The sequence below is a fragment of the Paraburkholderia nemoris genome, assembly GCF_905221015.1.
GTDB lineage: Bacteria > Pseudomonadota > Gammaproteobacteria > Burkholderiales > Burkholderiaceae > Paraburkholderia > Paraburkholderia nemoris.
This window is the reverse complement of record NZ_CAJNBO010000026.1, coordinates 1-23762: the sequence shown is the minus strand read 5'-3', so window position 1 is coordinate 23762 and position 23762 is coordinate 1. Positions and strand designations below refer to the sequence as shown.

Annotated in this window: 16 protein-coding genes; 7 read left to right on the top strand and 9 right to left on the bottom strand. The window is 61.8% G+C overall.

Going from position 1 to position 23762, the window contains the following annotated elements; translation table 11 throughout:
* Positions 1 to 4: 4 nt before the first annotated feature.
* The 6 genes from gmd to KHO33_RS31520 form a co-directional block, all read right to left on the bottom strand.
* Complete coding sequence (gmd, locus tag KHO33_RS31545) at positions 5 to 1123, bottom strand: GDP-mannose 4,6-dehydratase (RefSeq protein ID WP_054035451.1); 1119 nt, start codon at positions 1121 to 1123, stop codon at positions 5 to 7.
* Positions 1124 to 1202: 79 nt separating this feature from the next.
* Positions 1203 to 3437, bottom strand: a complete 2235-nt coding sequence (locus tag KHO33_RS31540; protein ID WP_200566691.1) for a polysaccharide biosynthesis tyrosine autokinase — start codon at positions 3435 to 3437, stop codon at positions 1203 to 1205.
* A gap of 49 nt (positions 3438 to 3486) precedes the next feature.
* The gene (locus KHO33_RS31535; protein WP_200566692.1) at positions 3487 to 4626 is read right to left on the bottom strand and encodes a polysaccharide biosynthesis/export family protein; all 1140 of its coding nucleotides are present in this window, start codon (positions 4624 to 4626) and stop codon (positions 3487 to 3489) included.
* Positions 4627 to 4699: 73 nt separating this feature from the next.
* Complete coding sequence (locus KHO33_RS31530) at positions 4700 to 6085, bottom strand: undecaprenyl-phosphate glucose phosphotransferase (protein ID WP_200566693.1); 1386 nt, start codon at positions 6083 to 6085, stop codon at positions 4700 to 4702.
* Between the two features lie 57 nt (positions 6086 to 6142).
* Positions 6143 to 7759, bottom strand: coding sequence for a sugar phosphate nucleotidyltransferase (locus KHO33_RS31525; RefSeq protein WP_200566694.1), 1617 nt, complete (start codon positions 7757 to 7759; stop codon positions 6143 to 6145).
* A gap of 102 nt (positions 7760 to 7861) precedes the next feature.
* Complete coding sequence (locus KHO33_RS31520; RefSeq protein WP_054035450.1) at positions 7862 to 8848, bottom strand: helix-turn-helix domain-containing protein; 987 nt, start codon at positions 8846 to 8848, stop codon at positions 7862 to 7864.
* An 810-nt stretch (positions 8849 to 9658) separates the two neighbouring features.
* On the opposite strand from KHO33_RS31520, the gene KHO33_RS31515 reads away from it, so the two are divergent.
* From KHO33_RS31515 to KHO33_RS31500, 4 genes are all read left to right on the top strand, one after another.
* Entirely contained in the window at positions 9659 to 11965 is a 2307-nt protein-coding gene (locus KHO33_RS31515; protein ID WP_200566695.1) for a hypothetical protein, read from the top strand.
* A 179-nt stretch (positions 11966 to 12144) separates the two neighbouring features.
* Positions 12145 to 12294 (top strand): hypothetical protein, encoded by a 150-nt coding sequence (locus KHO33_RS31510; RefSeq protein ID WP_172737661.1) that lies wholly within the window; start codon positions 12145 to 12147, stop codon positions 12292 to 12294.
* Between the two features lie 64 nt (positions 12295 to 12358).
* Positions 12359 to 12811, top strand: a complete 453-nt coding sequence (locus KHO33_RS31505; protein WP_054035448.1) for a GDP-mannose mannosyl hydrolase — start codon at positions 12359 to 12361, stop codon at positions 12809 to 12811.
* A 158-nt stretch (positions 12812 to 12969) separates the two neighbouring features.
* The gene (locus tag KHO33_RS31500; protein ID WP_200566696.1) at positions 12970 to 15351 is read left to right on the top strand and encodes an RICIN domain-containing protein; all 2382 of its coding nucleotides are present in this window, start codon (positions 12970 to 12972) and stop codon (positions 15349 to 15351) included.
* Positions 15352 to 15376: 25 nt separating this feature from the next.
* On the opposite strand, the gene KHO33_RS31495 is transcribed toward KHO33_RS31500, so the two are convergent.
* Positions 15377 to 16462 carry a glycosyltransferase family 4 protein gene (locus KHO33_RS31495; protein ID WP_054035447.1) on the bottom strand — a complete coding sequence of 362 codons (1086 nt, stop codon included), beginning with the start codon at positions 16460 to 16462 and terminating at the stop codon, positions 15377 to 15379.
* On the opposite strand from KHO33_RS31495, the gene KHO33_RS31490 reads away from it, so the two are divergent.
* Complete coding sequence (locus KHO33_RS31490) at positions 16439 to 16753, top strand: hypothetical protein (protein ID WP_128576301.1); 315 nt, start codon at positions 16439 to 16441, stop codon at positions 16751 to 16753. The two genes, KHO33_RS31495 and KHO33_RS31490, sit on opposite strands and share 24 nt — an antisense overlap.
* A gap of 559 nt (positions 16754 to 17312) precedes the next feature.
* Positions 17313 to 19259 carry a hypothetical protein gene (locus KHO33_RS31485; RefSeq protein WP_200566697.1) on the top strand — a complete coding sequence of 649 codons (1947 nt, stop codon included), beginning with the start codon at positions 17313 to 17315 and terminating at the stop codon, positions 19257 to 19259.
* Between the two features lie 114 nt (positions 19260 to 19373).
* On the opposite strand, the gene KHO33_RS31480 is transcribed toward KHO33_RS31485, so the two are convergent.
* Together KHO33_RS31480 and KHO33_RS31475 are read right to left on the bottom strand one after the other, a co-directional pair.
* On the bottom strand, positions 19374 to 20912 hold the full coding sequence (locus KHO33_RS31480; protein ID WP_054035445.1) for an amino acid permease: 1539 nt from the start codon (positions 20910 to 20912) through the stop codon (positions 19374 to 19376).
* 68 nt (positions 20913 to 20980) lie between these two features.
* Entirely contained in the window at positions 20981 to 21757 is a 777-nt protein-coding gene (locus KHO33_RS31475) for an SDR family NAD(P)-dependent oxidoreductase (protein WP_200566698.1), read from the bottom strand.
* Between the two features lie 268 nt (positions 21758 to 22025).
* On the opposite strand from KHO33_RS31475, the gene KHO33_RS31470 reads away from it, so the two are divergent.
* Positions 22026 to 23009: a helix-turn-helix domain-containing protein gene (locus tag KHO33_RS31470; protein ID WP_200566699.1), complete on the top strand. Its 984-nt coding sequence runs from the start codon at positions 22026 to 22028 to the stop codon at positions 23007 to 23009.
* Positions 23010 to 23762 lie beyond the last annotated feature (753 nt).

Below are 23762 nucleotides of genomic sequence, written 5' to 3'. Positions count from 1 at the left end.
GCCGTTACTCGTGATGTTCCAGTGCCGTGAATCCGGCCAGCGTGACAAGCGCGTCACGTCTCGCAATCTGATAGTCCGCCCGCACCATTTCCTTGACGAGCGCGCTGAACGGTGTGGTCGGCTTCCAGCCGAGCTGCGCATGGGCTTTCGACGGATCGCCCAGCAGCGTCTCGACTTCGGCGGGCCGGAAGTAGCGCGGATCGACACGCACGATCACATCGCCGGGCGACATCTTGATTTCGCGCCCTTCCACCTTTTCGACAATGCCGACTTCATCCACGCCAGTGCCTTCGAAACGCACCGTGACGCCCAATTCAGCGGCGGCGTGCTGAACGAACTCACGCACGCTGTACTGCACGCCGGTGGCGATGACGTAGTCCTCCGGCCGTTCCTGTTGCAGCATGCGCCATTGCATCTCGACGTAGTCGCGCGCATGGCCCCAGTCGCGCAACGCCGACAGATTGCCGAGATACAGGGTCTTCTGCATGCCCACTGCGATGCGCGCCACGGCGCGCGTGATCTTGCGCGTCACGAAGGTCTCGCCACGCACCGGCGATTCGTGATTGAACAGAATCCCGTTGCAGGCATAGAGCCCGTACGCCTCGCGGTAATTGACCGTGGTCCAGTACGCAAACAGCTTGGCGACCGCATACGGGCTGCGCGGATAGAACGGCGTGGTCTCGGACTGCGGCACCTGTTGCACGAGGCCGTACAGCTCCGAGGTCGAGGCCTGATAGAAACGCGTCTTGTGCTGAAGCCCCAGAATGCGGATCGCTTCCAGAATCCGCAACGCGCCGAGGCCATCCGCGTTAGCGGTGTATTCCGGTTCCTCGAACGAAACCGCCACGTGGCTCTGCGCCGCGAGGTTGTAGATCTCATCGGGCTCGACACGCTGAATCACGCGCAGAATGCTGGTCGAGTCGGTCAGGTCGGCGTGATGCAGGAAGAGTCGCTGGTCCGGGTCGTGCGGGTCGCGATAGAGATGATCGATCCGGTCCGTATTGAACAGCGATGACCTGCGTTTGATGCCGTGTACGTCGTAATCCTTGGCGAGCAGCAGCTCGGCGAGATACGACCCGTCCTGTCCAGTAATGCCGGTGATCAGCGCGACCTTGCGTTTCATGAACCCCTCCCCTCGTTGAACTTTGCGATGCAATGCAACATCGCGATCGAATGGCCGGCCCCGTCATGGGGCCGCCACCTCAACCCGCGATGCTGTCGTATCCGTAATAACCGCCTTGATAGCCGGAACCGAGGAATGCCCCTTCCTGAGGCACATCGGTCAACAGCACGCCCTTGAGCGATACGCCGCCGTTGAGCAGCCGCTTGGCCGTCTCGGCAATCTCGTTCAGCGGATGGCGGCCATGGCGCACCACCAGCAGCGTCGTGCCGGCGTACTTGCCGATCACCGTCGAGTCGGTCACGGCAAGCACCGGCGGTGTGTCGACGATCACGATGTCGTAGTGCGACTTCAACTCGTCGAGCATCGTCTGGAAACGCTTGCTCATCAGCAATTCAGACGGATGCGAGGGCAGCGTGCCCTTGGCGAGCACGTCGAGTCCGGGCAGCACGTCGCGCTGGACCATCGACGCGAGATCGCCACCGCTCAGCACGTCCGAGAGCCCCGGCTGATGCGCGATGCCGAAATGCGAATGGACGTCGCCGCGCCGCATATCGCCGTCGATAATCAGCACCCGCTTGTTCGCCGACGCCACCAGCGCCGCCAGATTCACCGACAGGAACGACTTGCCGGTGTCGGGCCGCGAACCGGTGATCATCACGACGTTGTTCTCGGCGTGATCGAGCGACAACTGCAACGAGGTCCGCAGATTGCGCACGCCTTCCACGGCGATGTCTTCCGGCGCCTGCTGTGCGAGCACATGCAGCCCGCGACGGCGCAGCATGACGTTTTCCTGCAAACGCAGTTGCGTCTGGCTGCGCGGCACGATCGCGAACACCGGCACGCCGAGCACCGCTTCGAGCTCGTCCGGACGTTCCACGCCGCCGTACATCGCGCGCTTGAAGAAGGTCAGCATGATGCCGATCAGCAAGCCGCCGCCGAGCGAGATCAGGATCGCCAGCACGCGCTTCGGGCGCACCGGCTCGTCAGGCGTTTCGGCGAAGTCCACCACCCGCACGTTGCCCACCTGGCCGGCTTTCGCCACCCGGAGTTGCTGCGCGCTATTCAACAGATTGGTATAGAGCTCCGTATCGACGTGCACGTCGCGCAGCAGGCGCAAGGCGGTCTGCTCGGTGTCCGGCATCACGGCCACGCTGCGGTTCATGGTGGCCGCCGCGCCCTGCAACGCCGCGATCTGTGCATCGAGCGCGGCTACTGCCGGGTGATTCGCCGTGAAGCGCTGCGACATCTCCGCGCGTTGCTGCTGCAGATCGAGCAGCTTCGTCTTGTTGTCGACGACCTGTTGAAGCAACAGGCGGCTTTCTTCACCCAGATCGACCGTGCCGTGCGCGTTACGGAATTTGTTGTAGCGTTGCTCCGCGTCATCGAGTTCCTTGCGCAAGCCGGGCAGTTGCTGGTCGAGGAAGGCCAGCATGTGCTCCGCTTCGGTCGAACGGCTTTCCACATCCTGACGCACGAATTCGCGCGCCATGCTGTTGACGATCGCCGCGGTCAGCGCGGGGTCGCCGCCTTCGAGGCTGGTGCGGATCACGCCGGACTGCAGCGTGGTTTCGGCCACCACAAGCGCCTTTTGCAAGCGGTCCACGGTGCCCAGCGTCGAGGCGCGCTGCAGTTCGAAACGCGCGCCAGGCTCGCCGACCAGCTTGTCGACATGCAACGCGATCGGGCCGTCGGCGGTATCGGTTTCCACGGTCTCGCCAACGTGACCGGAGAGAATCGCGATACCGTTCTTGTCGCGCAGCACATACGAACCCGCATCGCCCGCAATCAGCGTGAAGGTCGTGTCGTAAAAGTCCTTCGACGTATCGAAACGCGACACGGCGATGCTCTCGTTACCCCACGCGAAGCCCGACAGGTTGATGAAAGAAGGCAACTTGAAGCCCCACTGCCCGTTCACCAAACCCGCGATCATCCCGCCGATGAACGGCATATAACGCGGTGAAGCCGAGATGTCGAGGTGCAGGTTCTTCACCGTTTCCTCGGTGACGAGACGCGACTTCAGCAACTCGATCTCCGCCGCCGTCGAGGGCTTGGTGTCGAACATGCCGGTGAGCGGCGGCAAGGAATCCTTGCCGTTCGCGTTGGCATTGGCCGTCTTGTCCTCGACGTGGAACAACACATCCGCGCGATAGGTCGGCGGCGCAAGGAACGCATACGCGCACCCCAGCGCGAGTGCGATCAGCGTCACCGTCACGATCGTGCGCCAACCTCTCACGATCGTGCGCAGATAGTCCGACAGGTGCAACTCGTCCGGTCCGGACACGTCCGTATAGCGGTTTTCGAAGTTAATTGCCATTTTGTTCACCCAACAAAGCCCGGCGGTTCATGGTCACGTTGCACGCTTGTTATTTCGCAAGAACGGCACCCGTCACAGCAGCATTGATCGCCGGCAGCAGCAGGTTCAGCACACGGTTGAAGCGAACCAGGCCGCCTTGACCGACATACACGACGTCCTTTGGCTGAAGCTCGAACTGATTGGCGAGGATCATGGACACCGGCGAGGTCGCATCGAGGTGATAGACCTGCGGTGATTCGCTGGTCGAATTGCGGATCACGAACAACTGCCTCGCCGCCGCCGTGTTCGAGTCGAAGCTGCCGCTATCGGAAATGGCCTGCGAAAGCGTCAGCGAGCCGTTACGCATCGGCAGGATGGTCGCCGGCTTGTTGACCTCGCCCATCACATACACGCCACTGTCTTCCCGCGAAGCCACCCGCACGATGTCGCCGGCCTGGAGGTAAATGTCCGACGGATTGCGGCCGCGCTTGATCAGGTCGTCCACGTTGAGCGGATACGTCACGCCGTTGCGGATCAGCTCAACGCGGCTGCGATCCGCATTCGGGCTGAAGCCGCCGCCCTGGTTGATCACGCTCGTCAACGACAGCGGAATGTCGGTGACCGACTGCGCGCCAGGAGTGCGTACTTCACCGTCGACATAAACCTGCGCGTTCCGGAACGAGGCCACCCGCACCGTCACCTCAGGCTTCTGATACACGTTGCTCAGACGCTTGTGCAATTCCCTCTGGATCGTCCCGACGTCTTTGCCGGCCACGTGCACCGTGCCTGCATACGGAAACTGCACGTCGCCGTTTTCGTCGATCAGAAAGCCGGGCGCGGCATCCGACGTCTTCGCGTTCTGCGCGGGCTGGCCCAGCGCGGCGGCGAGTTCCGGGTGATCCCACACGACGATCTGCAGCACGTCGCCCGGGCCGACCTTGTAAGCTGTCGGTTTGCCGAACAGCGCGGTCGTCTCCGGCGGCAGCGTCGCGGCTGTATGCGTCGCGTTCATCTTGCGCAGCAGCGCGAGGTTGATGTCGGTAATCGGAATCTGCTGTTGCTGCGACGCTTCCGTGCTGTAGTCCCCACCCGTGTCCTGAACCGCGGCTGGGGTAATCATCTGTTGACCCGGTACGATTCCGCATCCGGAAAGCACTGTTGCAACTGTGAAAATCACGAGACTTCCCGTGCGTATACCAAGCGAGCTCATGGTGTTTCCTCCTTGCGCCAGGGACAGTCCTCGGGGGAGGTAGCGCCCAGCGTGCTTGTTAACTACTTAGAACTTAGTAAGCGTTTCGATGCGCCAGTCCGGCCACGATCGTCGCGCCGATAATCCGCATATCGAGTGCGAACGACCAATGCCCCAGGTAGTACAGGTCATGTTCGACGCGACGCTCCATCTTCTCGATGCGGTCGGTTTCGCCACGAAAGCCGTTGATCTGCGCCCAGCCTGTAATGCCCGGCTTGATCCGATAGCGATTGATGTAGCCGGCGACCACTTTCTGATAGAGGTCGTCGTGCTCGAGTGCATGGGGACGCGGTCCGACGACCGACATATCGCCACGCAACACGTTGAAGAATTGCGGCAGTTCGTCGAGGCTCGTGCGGCGTAGAAATGCGCCGACGCGCGTGACGCGCGGATCATCGCGCGTCGCCTGTTTGAGCGTGCCCTTCGGCTCGTGATGCAGTCGCATCGAGCGGAATTTGTAGATCGTGAAGACGCGGCCGTCCGCGCCTTTACGCTTCTGCTTGAAGAAAACCGGGCCGCGCGACGAGAGCTTCACTGCGATCGCAATGGCGAGCAGGATTGGCATGAGGCCGATCAATGCCGTCGCGGCGAACAGGCGGTCGAAGATTTCCTTTTTCAGCATCGAGTTGGCCGACAGCGGCGAGGCGACCAGGTTGATCGCCGGCATGCCGAGCAGATCGATCACGCCGCTGCCATCGAACAATGCAATGCTGCGCACGTCGGGCATGAAGCGGATATTCACCAGATCGTCGCGGAACTCGTTGATCAGTTTGCAGATCAGCGGCTCTTCGGTGAGCGACAACATGAGCCAAAGTTCGTGCACATCGTTGGTGCGAATGTAATCGGCAAGCGCGTCGACCGTCTCGCAGACAGGTACCCGCGTGCTGGTCACAGCAGACACGTCAGGGCGCGTGTTGTAGACGGCCGTCGCGCGAAAGCCTGTGCCGGGCGCCGAATCAATCCTGCGGATGATCGCGTCACACTGCGAGCCGCTACCGACGATCGCAACCTGATGCAGATTCAGACCGGCACTGCGCGCACGCGCCAGCACCGCATGCATGATTAGCCGGTCAGCGATCAGCAGGCCGCCCGTCACCGCGGTCCAGTACGAGAACCACAGCCGCGAGACGAAGTCGATGCGGTGCAGCGAATACATCAGCACCAGCGCACTGACCTGCACCATCAACCACGCGAGCGACACCTGCCCGGCCAGCGAGAGCTTGGAGCGGCCGCGCCATGATTCATACACGCCGAACGCTGGAAAGATGGCCAGCGCAAAAGCGGCGGAAAACATCACGAGCGCCCAATAGAACCCCGATTGAGCGAGGTAATCAAAGCGGATCTGCGACGCCACCGCCGCCCCCACCAGTACCAACGCGACATCGAAAACTCGCGCGAGCAAATCCTGAAACTTGCGCATTTTGCTTACCTCTTTCTTGCCGTTCGTTCTTTTCCGCACATGATTCCGGGTGCGCTGCTAGGAGCAGCGGCCGTAGTTGTCGTTGAACCTCACAATGTCGTCTTCACCGAGATAGGTGCCTGACTGGATTTCAATGATTTCGAGCGGTACCTTCCCCGGGTTTTCGAGCCGGTGACGTGTGCCGAGCGGAATGTAGGTCGATTCGTTTTCGCTCAGCAGAAACTGCTCTTCGCCGCGCGTGACGAGCGCCGTGCCGCGCACGACGACCCAGTGCTCGGCACGGTGGTGATGCAGTTGCAGCGAAAGCTTTGCGCCCGGCGTGACGACGATGCGCTTCACCTGGAAGCGTTCGCCGTGGTCGATGGAATCGTAGAAACCCCAGGGGCGCCGCACCTTGCGATGCGCATCGGCCTCGGGGGCGTGTTGCGCCTTGATGCGCGACACCAGGCCCTTGACGTCCTGCACATGCGAGCGGTCGACCACCAGCACGGCGTCGGCCGTTTCGACAACCACCACATTGGTCGTGCCCACACAGGCGACGAGCCGGCCTTCGGAATGCGCATAGCTCGACACCGCGCCTTCAAACGTCACGCGGCCGCGCCCGGCGTTGCCGTTGGCGTCCTTATCCATCGCAGCCCAGACGGCGTCCCAGGAACCGAGGTCCGACCAGCCCGCATCGAGCCGCACGACGACGCCGGACGGATTCGCGCCGGAGTCTTGCGGCTTGGTGGCGTGGGTCGTGGCCGTTTCGTCCGTGGCGCTCGCGTCGCTTGCGTCACTCGCGTCGTTCACATCGCTCACATCGCTCACATCAGCGAGACGCTCCATCACGGCATAGTCGATCGAGTCAGCGGGCGAACTCAGGAAAGCGTCCACCAGCGGACGGAAATACGCGCCTTCGCTGCGGCCGTTCGCGAATGCGCGTTCGCAGGCTGCGTGCATCTCAGGCTGCAGGCGTTTCAGCGTATCGAGCCACACCCGCGCCCGCACGACGAAGATGCCGGCGTTCCACCAATACGTGCCCGCAGCGACGTACTGCGCGGCAATTTCCTCGGCGGGCTTCTCGACGAAGCCGTCGATCGCGTGGCCGCCGTCGGGCAATTCCGCGCCGATGCGGATATAGCCGAAGCCCGTATCGGGGCGCGTGGGCGGCACGCCCAGCGTGGCGATCGAGCCCCGTTCCGCGTATCTGGCGGCACGTTCCAGCGCGCCTTGCAACGCCGGCACATCCGCGATCGAATGGTCGGCCGGCATCACGATGAGAATTGCGTCGTCGCCGGCCGCACAAGCGAGCGACGCCGCGAGCGTCAACGCCGGCGCCGTATCGCGCCGCGCAGGCTCGACGATCAGACGGGCATTCACGCCGTTTTCCAGAAGCTGCTCGGAGATCACGAACCGGTGTTCTTCGCCGCACACGATGATCGGCGACACGTCCACGTTCCAGCCGGCGGGAAAGCCATCCATACGCCGCGCGGTCGCCTGCAGCAGCGAGTCGGAACCGACCACGTCGATCAGTTGCTTCGGATAGTTTTCGCGCGATACCGGCCACAGCCGCGTGCCCGAGCCCCCGGCAAGAATGACCGGGACGATGCGCGCGCAATGCACGCCGGCAGTCCCGGCACTGGCGCCGTCCGGGCTCGCCGACGCAGCGCTCACAACTCCCTTAGTCAACATATTCGGAATCCTTATAATTTTTTGAGATCAAGGAAATACTTACCGAAGCACGGTATGAGACGACTACGTGTTGGGCGCGCTCAGCGCGGTTCGAGGCGCGCGCTATCCGCCGACCATGCGGCGGCTTTGAATCCGGAACTCAGTGGGGGAAATCCTCATCCGCTTACGGAAGACCTTCGCGAGGCGGTCACCGTTACCCATGCCGGTACGCCGGGCAATCTTGTCCACCGGCAACTCCGACTCGGTCAGCAGGCTGCAGGTCACCGCAAGGCGCTCATGCAACAGGAAACTCGAGGGCGTGATGCCCATTTCCATCTTGAAGCGGCGCAGGAAGTTGCGCTCGCTCATCGCGGCGAACTGAGCCGCATCGGCAATCGAAATCGATTGCTGGCAATTCTCTTGCAGCCAGCGGGCCGCCGCGCGCACTTTGTCGCCGGGGCTCAAACCGCCGTCTTCACCGAGCAGCGGAGCGAGGTTCGAGCACGAATCGGCAAGCAGACGCTCGGCCACCGTGCGCGCGGTCGCGCCGCCGAGATCGCGCTTGATCATGGCGAGCGCGCTTCTCATCGATTCAAGCCGGTCACCTGCATCGCCGTTCTGTTCGGTCTGGCGCGACGACATCGACTGCGGCTGGTGAAATTCGCCGCTTTCCTTGAGGTCCGGCACATACGCTGCCTCGAGCAGCGCGCGCCCTTCCGCGATCGGCCGGATCATGCCGGTGTTGCGGCGCACGCGCCGTAACCAGGCGATCAACCGTTCGTCGCCGGCTGCGGCGAATGCGCCTTTGCCGCCGGCTACATACAACGCGTCGAAGCCGCCGTAATGCCGCGCATCGAGCCCGTCGGTCCAGACCCGCAGTGCCGATGACGAGGTCACCATGCCACCGTCGGCCGACAGGAAGGAAACGTCATACAACCAGCCACCGGATCCGGACGATGCCAGTTCGTTAGCAGCCTGAAACACTTCGGCAACCACGCCCGCGCCCTGCAGCGAGCAGTCGTTGAACATCAGGATTGCGATGCGACGCATACCTTTGTTCGGTGCGTGCACCCAACGCAACATGGCAGACTCGAGACTCGCGCAGGTCATAGTCATCCTCTCAACAGAAAACGGATCTACTTTTCAACCTTGAACGCCCACACAGTGGAATGCTCTGTGCAGTGCATCATAGCCATCAGCAATCAAGCATTTAGCCGCCATGACCGAAAGTGCAGACATGTTGGCGTTTCGATCTGGTGGCCGGCCAGTGATATTCGGAACAATTGCTCTGCTACTATTTTTCAACGAATTAAATGCCGATTCTGCATATGAATGAATTTACGTCCTGCGAATCTTAATTCCAGATTAATGTGATTTTTTGTGCGTTGGCGCACATACAATCGCGACTCGAAATGCTTGAGTTGCAATCTGTTCTGCCCGGCATTCTGCAGATTTGAAGTGACTTCTTTCCATCACATCGCCAGAATGAGAACAACCCCGTTGCTTGCACCAGTCATTGTTCTTACCGGATGCCCGAGGGGCTTTCTTCTGACGATATATTTGGTCGGCAGGGACATATAAAGCAAGCATCCAATATAAGCACTTTTCGAGAGACAAAATTATTTAATTCGTTGTTATAGGATCCGGCGAATATAAACGTGACGATTAATGTTTCAAACGTGAAACACGGCAATAACACAGCTTTAGCCCGCCCGGCAATAGACGGGCCAATGGCGAATGCTGTCGGATGAGAGCCGGTACGTTTCCGCCATCGAATTGCGGAAATGGCCTATGCGGTTTCCGCAACAGATTGCGACTCGAGGTAGCCTGAGGCGGGTCTGGCCTGGTCAACTAGCAATCCGCTGACGCCTTATCGCTGAAACGGGCCGGAATCTATACGTCGAACGACGCGGGGAACACATGTCTGATGTATGCGAATATCGCGCGCTGCAACCACGCTTCGGCGCCTGTGCCGCCCACGCCTTAGTGCTGCGCGTTGCCGCCTCGGCGGCGGTATTTGTCCTGCTGGCCATCGTGGCCTCCTCGTGTAGTGCGGCAGCGGCTTCAGCCGGTCCTGACAGCGCAAGCAATGCCGATCTGACGGTCGATGGCAGAAAGTGGACAGCATGCGCGGCGGAATATGGAACCTGCCGGTTCAGCGGTACGCGCGACGTGCTGTACGGCACCGTCGAGCAACATGTCATCAAGACGTTCACGACCAGCGCCGATTGCAATAACGGTGTGTTCGGCGATCCGGCTCCCGGTGTGGAGAAGCGCTGCGCAGTTGCCGTCACTGCGGCTGATTCCAACACGGCGGCCAAGGCCGAGGCCGCTGCCTCGGCGAAAAAAGACACAGCGCCTGCCGCCGCGCAGGAATCCGCAGCCACGGTGCCCACTTCATTGAAGGCGCCGCCCGGCCAGGGTCTGCGCTGCGCCGCGCCGACCTCACAGGTGCGCGCGGCCGCAAACGGCGATCTGCTGGAAGCGGACACGCCGAGCGACGGCACGCGCCTCTTCGCAGCAGACAAAGCTTTCGCGCTCGTCTTCACGACACGACCTGCGCAGAACGACACGCTGAACTGGCAGATCCGCGACAGCTGGAATGCCGTGCGCGCCAGCGGCCGCTTCCCCGTTGCGGCGGGCGCCACACTGTCGACGCTCAGTTGCGCCTCGACCATTGCCGGTTACTTCGCCGTCTCCGCTTCGCTGGAACGCGCACACGGCCAGCTCGAATCGCGCGGCACACGTCCTGAGGGCATCGCCACCTTCGGCGTTCTGCCCGACACCTCCGCTGCGTTGCCGGCCGTTAGCTTTCCGTATGAAGATCTGCACCGATTCGGCGGACAGGGCACTGCCTACCTTGCGCCCGGGCAGCATTGCTGCGACGGCGACGGCTATCGCCCGGCCTATACCGCACTCGGCCTTTCGTGGGCGAACGACAATCGCAACTGGTATATGGAAGAGCCGAAAAACGCAGGTACGTTCGATCCTGCAAGCAAGCAGTTGCTGCCCTACTTCCGGCGCGGCGACATCATGCGTCTGATCCAGCTCGACGGTATTCCTCAGTGGGCAAGTCCGACCGGTAAAGAGACGCACAGCTATGCGCCGACCTCGCTCACGCAAATGAAGGACTACATGGCCAAAGTCGGCGCCGAGTCCAACCGCACGCGGATGACCTACTTCCCCAAACAGCGCGACAACTACTATCAGGTGACGTGGGAACCCGACGCCGATGGCGGGCTGCCGTGGCGCGATACTGATGCGAATTTCGTCGCGATGTATAAGGCGGTTTGGGAGGGCATTCATCAGACGGACCCGCACGCTGTAGTAATGGGCCTGACGTATGCCTCGGTGCAGGTCAATGTCGAGAAGATGCGCCGTCTCGGTCCGCTCGGGATCGGCCGCTATATGGACGGTATGACTATTCACGGCTACTACGATATCGGCACGACACCATCACACCCGCCGGAGCGCGTCGCCGACTCAGGCAATCAGGGCACCGTGCCGGGCGCGCTGCCCGCCGCGGTGCGCGCGCTGCGTCACGAGTTGCGTCTATACCTGAAACCCGGCGCGCCGCTGTTCGTCACCGAAACCGGCATCAGCTACGACATCGGTGCGGCGTACGGCAAGAACTATCCGGGCGCGAACGTACTGTATGCGCAAGCCGCGGTCGTGGCGCGCACGCATCTCATCCTACTCGGCGAAGGCGCGGACATGACCTACGTGTTCTATCTCGCGGACATGCCGGACGCGGCGCCCGGCTATGGGGTCTTCTTCGAACTCGATCATCCGACTGGCGCCTACGGCGCCGCTCGCATCAGCCCTAAACCTGCCGCGCTCGCGGTGGCCGCGATGACGCGAATCATCGACGGAACGGATACGCTCGGGCCCCTCAAGGCTTTGCCAAAAGGCGTCTACGCCTACGCTTTCCGCCGCCTCGGCGGCGGAAAAATCGTGACGGCGCTGTGGACGCATGACAACGACGCGTGGAATGCCAAAACCGGCTTCAGCGCGAACCAGAGCGCGGATTATCGTCTGCGTGTCGACGCGCCCGGCACGTCGGGAGACGTGACCGTGTTCGACATGATGGGCAACCCATCGAGCCTGCCGTATCGCGACGGTGTCGCGAGCCTCAAGTTGTCGCCAACGCCTATCTATGTGGTGTCCGCCAACGCCGGCGTGTTCAAGGACGCGGTCACGACTCCGGAGGGTTACGTGCCTCGCTAGATATACCGCGCAGGTGCGGAGTGCGCATAGCGGCCGCCGTGCCTCCCGTCGATAGGCACCGCTTGCTGTCGAGACGCGGCGATACTTCGGCGTGATGTGACAGGGCAAGTCGTTTCTTACACCCGTAAAATCCAGATGAAGACTGCCTCGCATGCATATCAACGCGCTGGAGCCGGGAGATGAACGGCCTCGCATGGACGATGCTGGTGCTGGCCGGGATGGTAGGAGCGTTTCTCTTCGCCACGGTGGGCGCGATTCTGATCGCACTACTGCTGGCGAATGTCTCAAACCGTCTCACCCGGGATGATGAACACCATGGCGACTATTAGCGCCTCCGGCATCGCCTCACGATCACCACGCGCTCAACGCGACGCGCGCCCTGCAGGAGATGGAATGCTGACTGAGATCGATTTCCTGGACGTGGTGCGTCTGACGCCGCTGGTCGCGATCGATCTGATCGTCAGCGACGCTGAGGGCCGCGTGTTGATCGGCCACCGGCGCAATCGCCCTGCCCGCGGCACATGGTTCGTGCCCGGCGGGCGAATTCTCAAAGACGAAACACTCGACGCAGCGTTCACGCGCATTGCCGACGCCGAATTGGGCATCGGCAGGCTGAGGCGCTCGACCGCGCGCTTCGAAGGCGTTTTCGAACATCATTACAAAGACAATTTCGCCGCCGAGCCTGATGTGTCGACGCACTACATCGTGCTCGCCTATGGCCTGCAGTTCACCAGCACCATCTCGGTCGGCCGGCTCGACCAGCACAGCGACTATCTCTGGTTAGCGCCTTCCGAGCTGCTCGCGCGCGCCGATGTCCACGAGAACACCAAGGCTTATTTCCGCTAGCGGCGGCGCCAGGGCTACCGCTAACAGCACCGCCATCCGCATGACCGATTGCCGGCACCGGCACCGGCACGCGGAGTGTTGCCTACTGTGAGTTCGCCAACGTGGCGGCTCACGCCGGTACAGTATGATCGAGCTCACCGTCAGGGCTCGAATCAAACATGCGATCATCGGCAGCCAGGCTCGTTCGCGATTCATCGATTGCTCTTCTAGCGCTACTTTTTTTCACCCTCCTTCCCGGCGCGGCGCGCGCGGCGGATTGTGGCGCCGGCACGCTGGTCACGGTCGTCGCCCACCTCGACGACGATCTGCTCTTTGTGGACCCCGCCATCAGCGAACGGCTCGACGCCGGCTGGTGCATCACCACAGTGCATCTGATCGGCGGCGCCAACGGTGCGGATTTCGCTTACGTGCAGACTCGCGAGCGGGCTTCGCGGCTCGCGTATGCACGCATGGCGGGGGTGCCTGACGCATGGATCGAAACGAATATTCCGATCGCCGGCAAGCTCGTGCATCAGATGGTGCTCAAGGCCAAACCGCAAGTCCGTCTGTTCGAATTCCGCCTGCCCGGCGGCGCCGTGCGCGGCGGCCGCGAACCGCTCGGCCTGCTGTGGGAACAGCACGCCACGCTTTCCACCTATCCGATGAACGCCGACGGGTCCGTGCGTGTGCAATACGATCGGGCCTCGCTGTCGGCCACACTGAAAGTGATCCTTGCCGGGGCGTCGCAGATTTACACGCTCAATCCGGACACCGTACCGTTTCTCGAGCACCCCGATCACATCTACGCCGCGCGCATCACGCGCCACGTCGCCCAGACGTTGAACAAAAGCGTGCCGATCGAATACCACATCACCTATCCGACCGGCGACTGGCCCGGCAATGTGCCGGCGGCCGAAGTTCAGCGCAAGCGCGACATCGTCGCCAGCTATTTTTCTGTCGACGGCAGCGAGTTTTCGCACGTATTCGGCGAGTTTCAGTGGGACGGTAATTGGGTCGCGCGCCGTTATGCCTTTGCCGATCGCAGCGATCACCGCATCGCGGATTTCCAGCCGCATCCCATTCAGCTGTTCAATGCGGCGGCAACTCGCTGCCTGACCTCCGCAGGCAGCGGCCAGGCGCCGACACTCGCCGCGTGCACGGGCTCACCCGCACAACAATGGCGCTGGGATCCTGTGACTGTCTATCCCGGCAATGCGCGCAATGCCGCGCTCGTCAGCGTCGCGACTTCGCAATGCATCGCCGAGCGCGACGGCTATCTGATCTCCGAGACCTGCGATCAATGGGACATGGCGCAGCGCTGGACGCCGTGGGACTTCGGCCTCGTCTACACGCCGCTGCGGCACTGTCTTGGCGAAAACGACGGCAAACTCACCATGCGTGGCTGCACCCTGCTCACCACACGCTACCGGTGGGCGACTCAGCAACGCACCCAGGCGACCGATTTGCGGCTCGCAACCGCAATGGTCGGCGACATCGGCGGCACGGGCGAGCAAGCCGCGGTCTATGTGCAACGACAACACGACGGACCCGGCTTCAATGTGTACGCGGCGTCGCTCGTGAAAGTGTCGCCTCCCGCGCTCTGGTACACCGGCACCGTCCCTTTCGATCCCCGCGCCACGGCGCCCAGTTGCTCGGATGACACGCTGTGCTTCGATAGCGCACGCTTCCTGCTCGGCGATTTCGATGGCGACGGCAAGGCCGACCTGATGGTGATCACCGCGCGCCAGGGTGGCACCGCGTTCTGGTTGCTCCGCAGTACCGGCGAGCGCTTCGAGGCCCCACGTCTCTGGCTTCAGACCAGCCGTGAGTTCAGGCCTGCATTGACGCAGCAATACGTGGCGGCGGATTTCGGTGGAACAGGACGCGCCGGCGTGCTGATCGCACAGAAACGCGCCGATAGCGGGCTCGACCTCTGGATGGCGTCTTCCACAAGCTTAGCGGGCTCAGCGCCGACGCTCATGGCACAAGCAAAAACCCTCCGGCAAAACGCCAATCTTCTGCCAGTTCAAACCGCAGGATCACGCGCGTCGCTGGTCGCGGTGGAAGGTGCGGACGGCCGGCTTGCGTTCACGCCAATCGCCAACGAAGGCACGCGCATGACCATCGGCGAACGCAAACTATTGCCGGCGAGTTTCCTGCCCGACTTCGTCAAAGTGACGGTCGGGGCCGTGCACGGCAAAGCGGGCAATACGCTGATTCTCTTGACACCACATCTCGATGGAACGAACGAGGACGCGGTGATCGACATTGCCACGCTCGACACAGCGGATGCGAACGGCGTGCCGGTCCAGGCGGCGACCTTGCGCAGCATGTCGTGGTCGGATGTCTTTCCGGCTTTCGTGCGTGACAAGCGTAATGCGGCGCTCGTGCTCTATCGAAGAACCGACGCGACGCTCGGCGATTTCTATTTCACCGGCGGCGCACCGGCGCTGACGCGCTATCCGGTAGGCGATGGTTTCGCCTTAGGCGCAGCCCAGGAGCTCGGCGAACTTCCCGGACTGTTCTCGGAGACGGTGCGAATCGACCGGTTGGCGCAGTAGCGCGAGCCGGTCGACCCGCCGCGGGTTAGGTCGAAACGCGCAGCGGCTGAACGAACTGCCGCGCGATCGTCATGTAGCGATCTGCGGTGTCGTGCAACGTGTATCCCGCCAGTTGCCGGTTCGCTCGCGGCATGTCGAGCGCCTTGAGCAGGGCGCGGCCATAGGCCTCCGGGTCGGCCGTGTCGACGAGATTGACACCGGCAAATCCACTGGCAAAACCGAACGACGGAATCCGGCTCGCCACGACAGGAATACCCGAGGCGAGCGCCTCCAGAAAGCCGATGCTCTGCGCTTCGAAACGCGAAGGCATGGCAAAGACACGCGAAGAGCGAAGAATCGCGGCGACATCCAGGCGCGGCCCGCATACGGTCACGCGGCTTTCGAGGCCAAGCTGATGAACCAGCGACACCACCGCCTCGTAATAGGGGACCTCCTCTATGACTCCGCACAGCAGCAGGCGCGCGTCAGGCTCGCTCTGCACGACACGCTCGAACGCGCGGATCGTGTCCAACTGGCTCTTCCCTTCTATATAGCGGCCTAGCTGAACAATCTGCTTCGCGGGCACAGCGACATCGGGTACGGATGGGTTGTTGTCTTCGGCGAACAGCGAGGCGTCCACGCCATTCGGAATCACGACCATCGCCGGATGCTTGCCGATTTCTCGCAGGTAGTCGTCGATATTTTGCTGCGACACGCCGATGATCGCTCTCGCGCGCCGTGACAGCAGGCGCTCGGCCTGCTTGAGCGCGCCGTTCTCGAAGTCGTTGACGCCGGAGTGCATCACCCAGGCGATCGGCGTATGCACGGGCAGAAGACGCACATAGAGTGCCGCGAGCGTGGCATGCGCCACGATGAAGTCGGGACGGAACTGGCGCACCACGCGATACAGGTGCAGCAATTTGCCCACCCTGCCGTGACGGCTGCTCGGGAACAGGCACGTGACACCTGCGGCTTCCAGCTCTGCACGGATGCCGACGAAATCGTCCTGCTGGGGAAGCAGTGACGTGATACAGACTTCATGGCCGCCGCGCTGATGCTGAATCGCGAGACCCTTTACGAGTACTTCTGCCCCGGAAAGTCGCGGTGCATGAACCAACTGAAGAATTCTCACGATTTATCTCTCTGGATAACCGCCTTTTTTGCGCAGCGGATGGACAAGCCGACCTGCAAGTACCGGCCCCAAAAAACCGTCGGCATCCATCATCGTTTTATCTGGCGCGCCCCTTTCGCGGGACGCGGCCTCGTCTCCGTAAAACAGCGACAGTTCCGCCGCGAAGTCACTGTCGCGAGGAAACGTTACACCGAAGGCCCAGCACTTTTCCGCCATCTGCAAGGCTCCATCGGCTATGCAATGAGCGCTATCGCCCATTTCTCAGCGGTTTACCCCGATTCGTATACTTAGGCATCCGTTGCAAATCTTTTCGACCCCACTTCTCTTTGGCGGATAAACACTAATCTCTTCATACGTATTTTTGATGCGATCAATGCAATTAGTACTGCGTCTTTGTTCATACGTAACGACTCGTTACTTCTTTTAAACATACTAATGCGTATTGTTGCAGTCGATTCTTCCCATCAGAGCCTTTCTTGCTTACAGGACAGTAAAAAGTTCATCGAATGGCGCGATGAACTCAAGCACTTCGATGTGGATTGCGCTGTTCCTCAAGACGTTCGTTGTATTCGTCACACCTTCCCCGGTCGTCCGATTCCGCCAAATCCACCATGACGAGTGGCATGGATTCGTACGATAAGAATTTCTCTTTAGAGAAATGCGTTCGGGGCCGACAACCCGGGAAGGCATCACACCTTCGCGCGACCGAATGGTTGCGCATCCAGGACGGCCAGTTTCGATGCCTCGGTCATCGGCTGGCTTGCAATTGAACCCCGATGTTCGCTCTGCCTCCCTACGCGCTTTGCGCGAAGAGGCAAGCGAATATTCTGAAAACGCATTGGTTAGATTGATGAAATCGCAACTACTCCTACTCTCGACACTTTCTCTCGCGCTAGCGGGCTGCGGTGGTGGCGGCGGCGGTAACGGCGCCAGCAACAACGCAACAACCCAGCTCAACGGCAGCTCCGGCTCGTCCAACTCGACTGCGGCGGGCAACAGCAGCACCGGCGGCACCGCCACGGTGAACGGCGCGGGCACCACCATCGCGACGCTGAGCTGTGCATCGCCGGCCGTCTCGGCGGGCTCCGGCAGCGCCACCATTTCCGCCGACACGCCAAGCGCTGACGGCACACGCATCTTCGCTTCCGGCACCGCCTTCCAGCTCGCCTTCAGCACCAACGTGCCGAACGCCGACACGCTGAACTGGGCCGTCACGGACACCATCGGACGCGTAGCGGCGAGCGGCAGCACCGCCGTCCCGAGCGGTTCGAAGACCATCACGCTCAACTGCACCTCGACGCTCGCCGGCTATTTCGCCGCGACGGGCACGCTCGCGCAGAACGGCGGCCAACTGCCACAGGCCGGCACGCGTCCGGTCGGCATTGCGACCTTCGGTGTGCTGCCGAACCTGTCTCAGGTCGTGCCTGCGGTCACCTACGCGCATCAGGACCAGCACCGCTTCGGCATGCAGGGCGCGAACGACAACGGCCCTCTGCTGGCCGACCTCGGCATCTCGTCGACGATCGACGACCGCCAGCTCTCGACGATGGAGCCGAACGGCGCGAACACCTTCAACCCTTCCGCGAACAATCTCGATCCGTTCTACAAGAGCGGCAACGTGATGCGCCTGATCCGTCTCGACGGCATCCCCGCCTGGGCGAGCAGCACCGGCGCGTTCCAGGACGACACGAGCGTGCCGACCAGCCTTTCGTATTACCAGAACTACATGAGCCGCGTCGGCACGGAGTCGAGCGCGATTCGCGCGGCGTACTTCCCGACCCAGTCGGCGAACTACTATCAGGTGACGTGGGAGCCCAACGAGTTCTGGACCGACACCGACGCCAATTTCGTCGCGCTGTATCAGTCCGTCTATCAAGGCATCCATTCGACCGATTCGAGCGCGGTGGTGATGGGCCCGGCCGACGCGTTCCCGAGCCTGACCACGACGCGTCTGAAGCGCCTCGCGCCGCTCGGCTTCGGCCAATACATCGACGCGGTGGCAACGCACGGCTACTACGACGCGGGCACCTCGCCGTCGCATCCGCCGGAGCGCTACGACAGCGACCCGTCGACGGCCTCAGGTTCGCTGCGCGGCCAGATGCGTGCTCTGCGCGCTGAAATGGCCACCGACTACCGCACGGGCATGAAACTGTTCTCGACGGAAGCCGGCATCAGCTACGACCTCGGCAGCTCGTACGGTCCGAACTATCCGAGCGCGAACGTGCTGTACGCGCAAGCGGCGGTCGCGGCGCGTATGCACATCATCACGCTCGGTGAAGGCGCGGATCAGACCTACGTGTTCTACGGTGCGGACTATCCGGGCGAAGTCGGCTACGGCACGTTCTTCGATTTGAGCGACGCGCAAGGCGCGTTCGGCGCGACGAACATCAGTCCGAAGCCGGTCGCGATGGCGATCAGCGCGATGACGCATACGCTCGACGGCACGCACACGCTCGGAGCGGTGAACGGTACGCCGACCGGTGTTTATGCGTATGCGTTCCAGCAGGTGGGGAATGGTGCGGTGATCACCGCCTTGTGGGCGCACAACAATAGCGTGTGGGATGCGAGCGTTGGGTTCAGCTCGAGCTATAGCGTGCCGTATAGCCTCACGGTGGATGCGCCGGGCACGAGCGGCACGGTGAAGGTGGTCGACATGATGGGCAATGCGTCGAGCGCGAACTACAGCAACGGTACGCTGACGCTCAACCTGACCGAATCGCCGGTGTATGTGGTGTCGAACAACGCGTCGGTTGCCAAGTCGAACTCGACGGTGCCGGTGGGATACGTCGGTATCTAATTAGCAACCGCCTCATCATGCGGTAGACGTAAAAACGTCAGCCGGCTTCAGGGCCGGCTGACGTTATTTTTTTCAGACATGAGTAGCGGCGCCTGGCCGCGCATTCGCAGAGCGTCAGCTTTCCCCCAGTCGCCCCTCGAGCCCGCTCAACTCCTGCTCCCGTTCCTTCGACACCTTGCCGATCGGCGGCCCCGCAAAGCTCTTGCGCACACCCGCGCCGTACCAGATCGCCAGCAGGATCGCGAGCAAACCAACAATCACGTACACCACTTTCTGGTTAGGCGGCTGCATGCCGACGTAGGCGAGCACGAGCGCGCCGAACACCGCCGCCACGGCGAACGGCTTCGACAGCATGCCCAACTGGAACGGCCCTTTTTCCTTCCACGTGCGCCCCTCAGCGAAAATGCCGGCTGCAATCGGCATCGCGTAGGAGATGAACAGGAACACCGCGCTCCCCGCGCTCAGCACCGTGAACGCGTCGCCATACAACGTCACCACAATCGCCAGCACCGCCGAGGTCCAGATTGCAGCACCCGGCGTGCGGTGTGCCGCATTCACCTTGCGCAGCCACTTCGAGCCAGGCAAGCCGCCGTCGCGGGCAAACGCGAACATCATGCGCGAGGTCGACGTAACGGCTGCGAGACCGCATACGTAGTTGATGAAGAACATCAGCAATTCGATCAGGATGCGCAGCGGTCCCGGAATCGGCGCAAGAATCGCTTCGAAGAACCCGGTGCCCTGCTTCACCCCCGCAGTGATATCCGGCATCACCAGCACGAACGCGCACACCATCACATAGCCGAAGGTCGTCGACCAGAACACGGAGCCGACGATACCGCGCGGCACATTGCGCGCCGCCTGATGCGTCTCCTCCGAGGTATGCGCAGAAGCATCGAAGCCCGTGATCGTATAAGCGGTCAGCAGCAAACCGGACAGAAACGCCATGGCAATGGTTTGCTTGGGCCATGCGCCGCCATCGATACCCGTGAAGTTGGTGAACGTGTAGAGCCGCGACAGATCGATCTTGACCGGCGAATACACCAGCAGGGACACCACCAGCATGACCGTCACCACGAAGATCAGATAACCCGACAGGTCCGTGATCTTGCTGGTGATACGAATGCCGCGATGATTCAAGAATGCTTGCGAGGCGGTGATCACCGTCAGAAAGAGCGTCTGCTGCCACCAGCCGAGCGAATCGGGACTCACACCGAACATTGGCGCGATCAGCGTGCGAAAGAACGGATCATAGGTACCGTAGTTGATCGCGGCGACCACGAACACGAGACCGAGCAGATTCAGCCACGCGGTGAGCCAGCCCCACATTTTGCCGCCGAGAATCGAACTCCAGTGATAAAGGCCGCCAGCCGTCGGATACGACGACGCGATCTGCGCCATCGCTGCCGCCACGACCAACGCGAACAGCGAGCCGAGCGGCCAGCCGAGTCCGATCGACGCCCCGCCCGCCGCCGACAAGCCCATCTGGAACGACGTGATGCCGCCCGACAGAATGCAGATCAGCGAGAACGACACCGCGAAGTTCGAGAACGCCCCCATGCGTCGGGACAGTTCCTGCGCGTAGCCCATCTTGTGCAACAGCTTGACGTCGTTGTCGGCGGACTCCGCCGACGGCACGGCCGTGTTGATGTCCATGACGCGATCCTTTGAACAGGGTTATGACGAAGCGGCAAACTGGCGTGACCGCGCGACGAAGGACCGGCTCACGCAGCCGTAAAGCAGTTGTCGACGTACAGGTGTGCGCCGTTGACGAAACTGGCGTCGTCGCTGGCGAGAAAGAGCGCCGCGCGTGCGACTTCTTCCGGCGCGCACAGACGGCCCTGCTGCACCGATAGCGCCGCTTCGCTCGCATCGAAGCCATACTTCGCGAGCGCGCTGATTTCGCGGCGCCCATGCGGGGTATCGATGAAACCGGGGCATACGGCGTTGCAGCGAATGCCACGGTCGCGATACTCGACGGCGATCGACCGCGCGAACATGGCGCATGCGCCTTTGGTCGTGCAGTACAGCACTTCGAGCGGCGTGGCCGCGACCGACGAAATCGACGCGGTGCACACGATCGAACCGCCGCCTGCCGCGAGCATTTGCGGCAGCACCGCGCGGGTCATCATGAACATGCTTTTGACGTTGACGTTCATGAGCCAGTCGTAGTCTTCGTCGGTGGTATCGACGAACGGCTTCACGACGATGCTGCCGGCGTGGTTGAACAGCACGTCGATGCGCCCGAAGCGCGCCATGATGTTCGCCACGGCGGCGTCCACGGCTGCGCGCTTCGATACATCGGCGGCGAACAGTTCGGCTGTGCCGCCCGCCGCGCGAATTCGCGTCACGACCTCCTCGCCCGCATCGGTATTGATATCGACCACGGCAACTTGCGCGCCTTCTTGCGCGAATAGCAGCGACGCCGCGCCGCCCGCGCCGGTCGCGCCGCCTGACACGATTGCGATCTTGCCTTCCAGCCTGCCTGCCGCTCTGCTCATGCGTGACTCCCGTTCCAGTGTCCAGTGCGTTGTGTTGCATTGCGTCGTGCACAAAGTAGGGGCGGCAAAAAGCGGCGACTATCCAAAATTGGCAAAAAGTAAAAATCCCGTAAAAATCTGCCTTACTGACAAATGCATTACATGCGGTGATTCGAGCGCACCCGGATGAGCGCAGACGGCCTGAACCCCGGGTGCGGCACGGACTTTTTTTCGCATACACTGGTCGGCACGAGGCTTTCGGGGAGCGCCAACAGAATCGGGAGAAGCTATGCAGCCGGCCAATCAGACAAGCAGCGCCGTCGAGATTCGCTATTGCCGGAACATCGACGAGCAGGCGATGTTGCTCGACGCGTGGAACCAGAGCTATTGCCAGATTTCGCGTGGCCCCTTTGACGGCTCGGTGAGTTCGTTCGCCGCGGGCGGCGCGCGGGTGTTGGTGGAACGCCTGAACCGCACGGTCTATCAACGCGGCCAGGTGGCGCGGTCCAGGCTCGCCGTGGGCATTCCATTTCAACTCGAAGGGCATGCGCTGCTGTGCGGGCAGACGAGCCATCGCGACGGCCTGCATGTGTTTTCCGGCGATGGCGGGTTTGAGTTTTTGTCGCCCGACACGCATCTGGTGGTGAATCTGGAGATCGAACCTGACGCGATTGGCGATCATTTGCTGCGCTCGCAGCTCGATGAGATTGCGCCGTTGCTGGGCGCGAGGCCTGGTGTGTTGAATGTCGATCCTGCGAGGTTGCAGGGATTTCGCGAGGTGCTGAAGCCATTGCTTGACGCCGTGAGTGCGACGCCGACTCTGCTCGATGATGGCGGCGTGGCGGCGTCGTTCGAGAAGTCGGTGATATTTGGTCTTGCCGAGGCATTGCAGGGAATGCGGGATGCGGATCCACACGGGAATGTCGAAGCGCGTACCGCGCGGAACTGGCAGCTTGTGCGCAGCGTTCGTGAGCTGGTGGAAGAGTCGCCGGATTGCCCGTTGTCTGTCGCCGAGCTATGTGCGCGGTTTCGCGCGAGTCGGCGCACTTTGCAGTATGCGTTTGAGGATACAGTTGGAGTGAATCCTTCAGCGTATATACGAGCGGTTCGGCTTGATCATGTGCGGCGGGAACTGAGAGCCGCTGGGTCTGTTACTGAAGTCGCTACGCGGTGGGGGTTTTGGCATTTTGGGAATTTCTCCAATGAGTATCGGGGGCAGTTTGGGGAGTTGCCGTCGGAGACGTGGCGGCGCAGTAGGGCGCGCGCCGGTTGAAGGGTGGTTTGTTGCCTGCGGCGCTTTTTGGCAGAGTTCCTGGGGCTTTGGCCTTTCCTTGTTCTGGCTTTCGTGCCTTTCCTTGATTTGTTAGTGGTCTATTAGCGTTGCCCCTGTGCGGGGCGGCACTTACTTCTCTTTGCCGCCGCAAAGAGAAGTAAGCAAGAGAAAGCGGCTAGAAGCCCCTGCTAAGTGGGCACCGTGGTCTGCTGCGGGTAGTGGTGCATCTGGAATCTGGGTTCGTGCCCGTGCATAAGCTTGTGACAAGGGCGTCATACTTCCGGCGGCGCTCCGCGCGCCGAAGAGCAGTTCTTAAAACCATCCGCTACGTTTTAGCCCACACGTACCCACACGTTTGGACTCTCGCGTTTTGCTCAACGCCGTGACTTGTCATTGCGTGGCCGCTGCGAGTGTGAGTGTGACTGTTCGACATTTCTTTTGGAGTGGGTTTCGCTCATAAGTGAGGCGGCGCATCGCCGAGGCGAAGCCAACGGCCCCCACAAACCTCAACCGAAGCCCGTGGTTTCCCCTGCAGACCCGTCCGCGACGCACGTAGTGCGGAGTGGGAGCTGATGAGTCCTTTGTCACTAACGTGGAACGCGGGAGGACACGGATTCCAGTCGCACCACTACCCGCAGCAGAGAACCTGTCCGCATTTTTGTGTGCGAGGCGGTTGGCGGAGTTACCCGCGTGCGTTGGTAAAACGCTCTCCAAACAGAATAGCGAACTGGTTCATGGCGGAGGACCAGTCGA

Coding starts and splice junctions, on each gene's coding strand:
- gmd (WP_054035451.1), bottom strand. CDS start 1,123: ATGAAACGCAAGGTCGCGCTGATCACCGGCATTACTGGACAGGACGGG.
- KHO33_RS31540 (WP_200566691.1), bottom strand. CDS start 3,437: ATGGCAATTAACTTCGAAAACCGCTATACGGACGTGTCCGGACCGGAC.
- KHO33_RS31535 (WP_200566692.1), bottom strand. CDS start 4,626: ATGAGCTCGCTTGGTATACGCACGGGAAGTCTCGTGATTTTCACAGTT.
- KHO33_RS31530 (WP_200566693.1), bottom strand. CDS start 6,085: ATGCGCAAGTTTCAGGATTTGCTCGCGCGAGTTTTCGATGTCGCGTTG.
- KHO33_RS31525 (WP_200566694.1), bottom strand. CDS start 7,759: ATGTTGACTAAGGGAGTTGTGAGCGCTGCGTCGGCGAGCCCGGACGGC.
- KHO33_RS31520 (WP_054035450.1), bottom strand. CDS start 8,848: ATGACCTGCGCGAGTCTCGAGTCTGCCATGTTGCGTTGGGTGCACGCA.
- KHO33_RS31515 (WP_200566695.1), top strand. CDS start 9,659: ATGTCTGATGTATGCGAATATCGCGCGCTGCAACCACGCTTCGGCGCC.
- KHO33_RS31510 (WP_172737661.1), top strand. CDS start 12,145: ATGAACGGCCTCGCATGGACGATGCTGGTGCTGGCCGGGATGGTAGGA.
- KHO33_RS31505 (WP_054035448.1), top strand. CDS start 12,359: ATGCTGACTGAGATCGATTTCCTGGACGTGGTGCGTCTGACGCCGCTG.
- KHO33_RS31500 (WP_200566696.1), top strand. CDS start 12,970: ATGCGATCATCGGCAGCCAGGCTCGTTCGCGATTCATCGATTGCTCTT.
- KHO33_RS31490 (WP_128576301.1), top strand. CDS start 16,439: ATGAACCAACTGAAGAATTCTCACGATTTATCTCTCTGGATAACCGCC.
- KHO33_RS31485 (WP_200566697.1), top strand. CDS start 17,313: ATGAAATCGCAACTACTCCTACTCTCGACACTTTCTCTCGCGCTAGCG.
- KHO33_RS31480 (WP_054035445.1), bottom strand. CDS start 20,912: ATGGACATCAACACGGCCGTGCCGTCGGCGGAGTCCGCCGACAACGAC.
- KHO33_RS31475 (WP_200566698.1), bottom strand. CDS start 21,757: ATGAGCAGAGCGGCAGGCAGGCTGGAAGGCAAGATCGCAATCGTGTCA.
- KHO33_RS31470 (WP_200566699.1), top strand. CDS start 22,026: ATGCAGCCGGCCAATCAGACAAGCAGCGCCGTCGAGATTCGCTATTGC.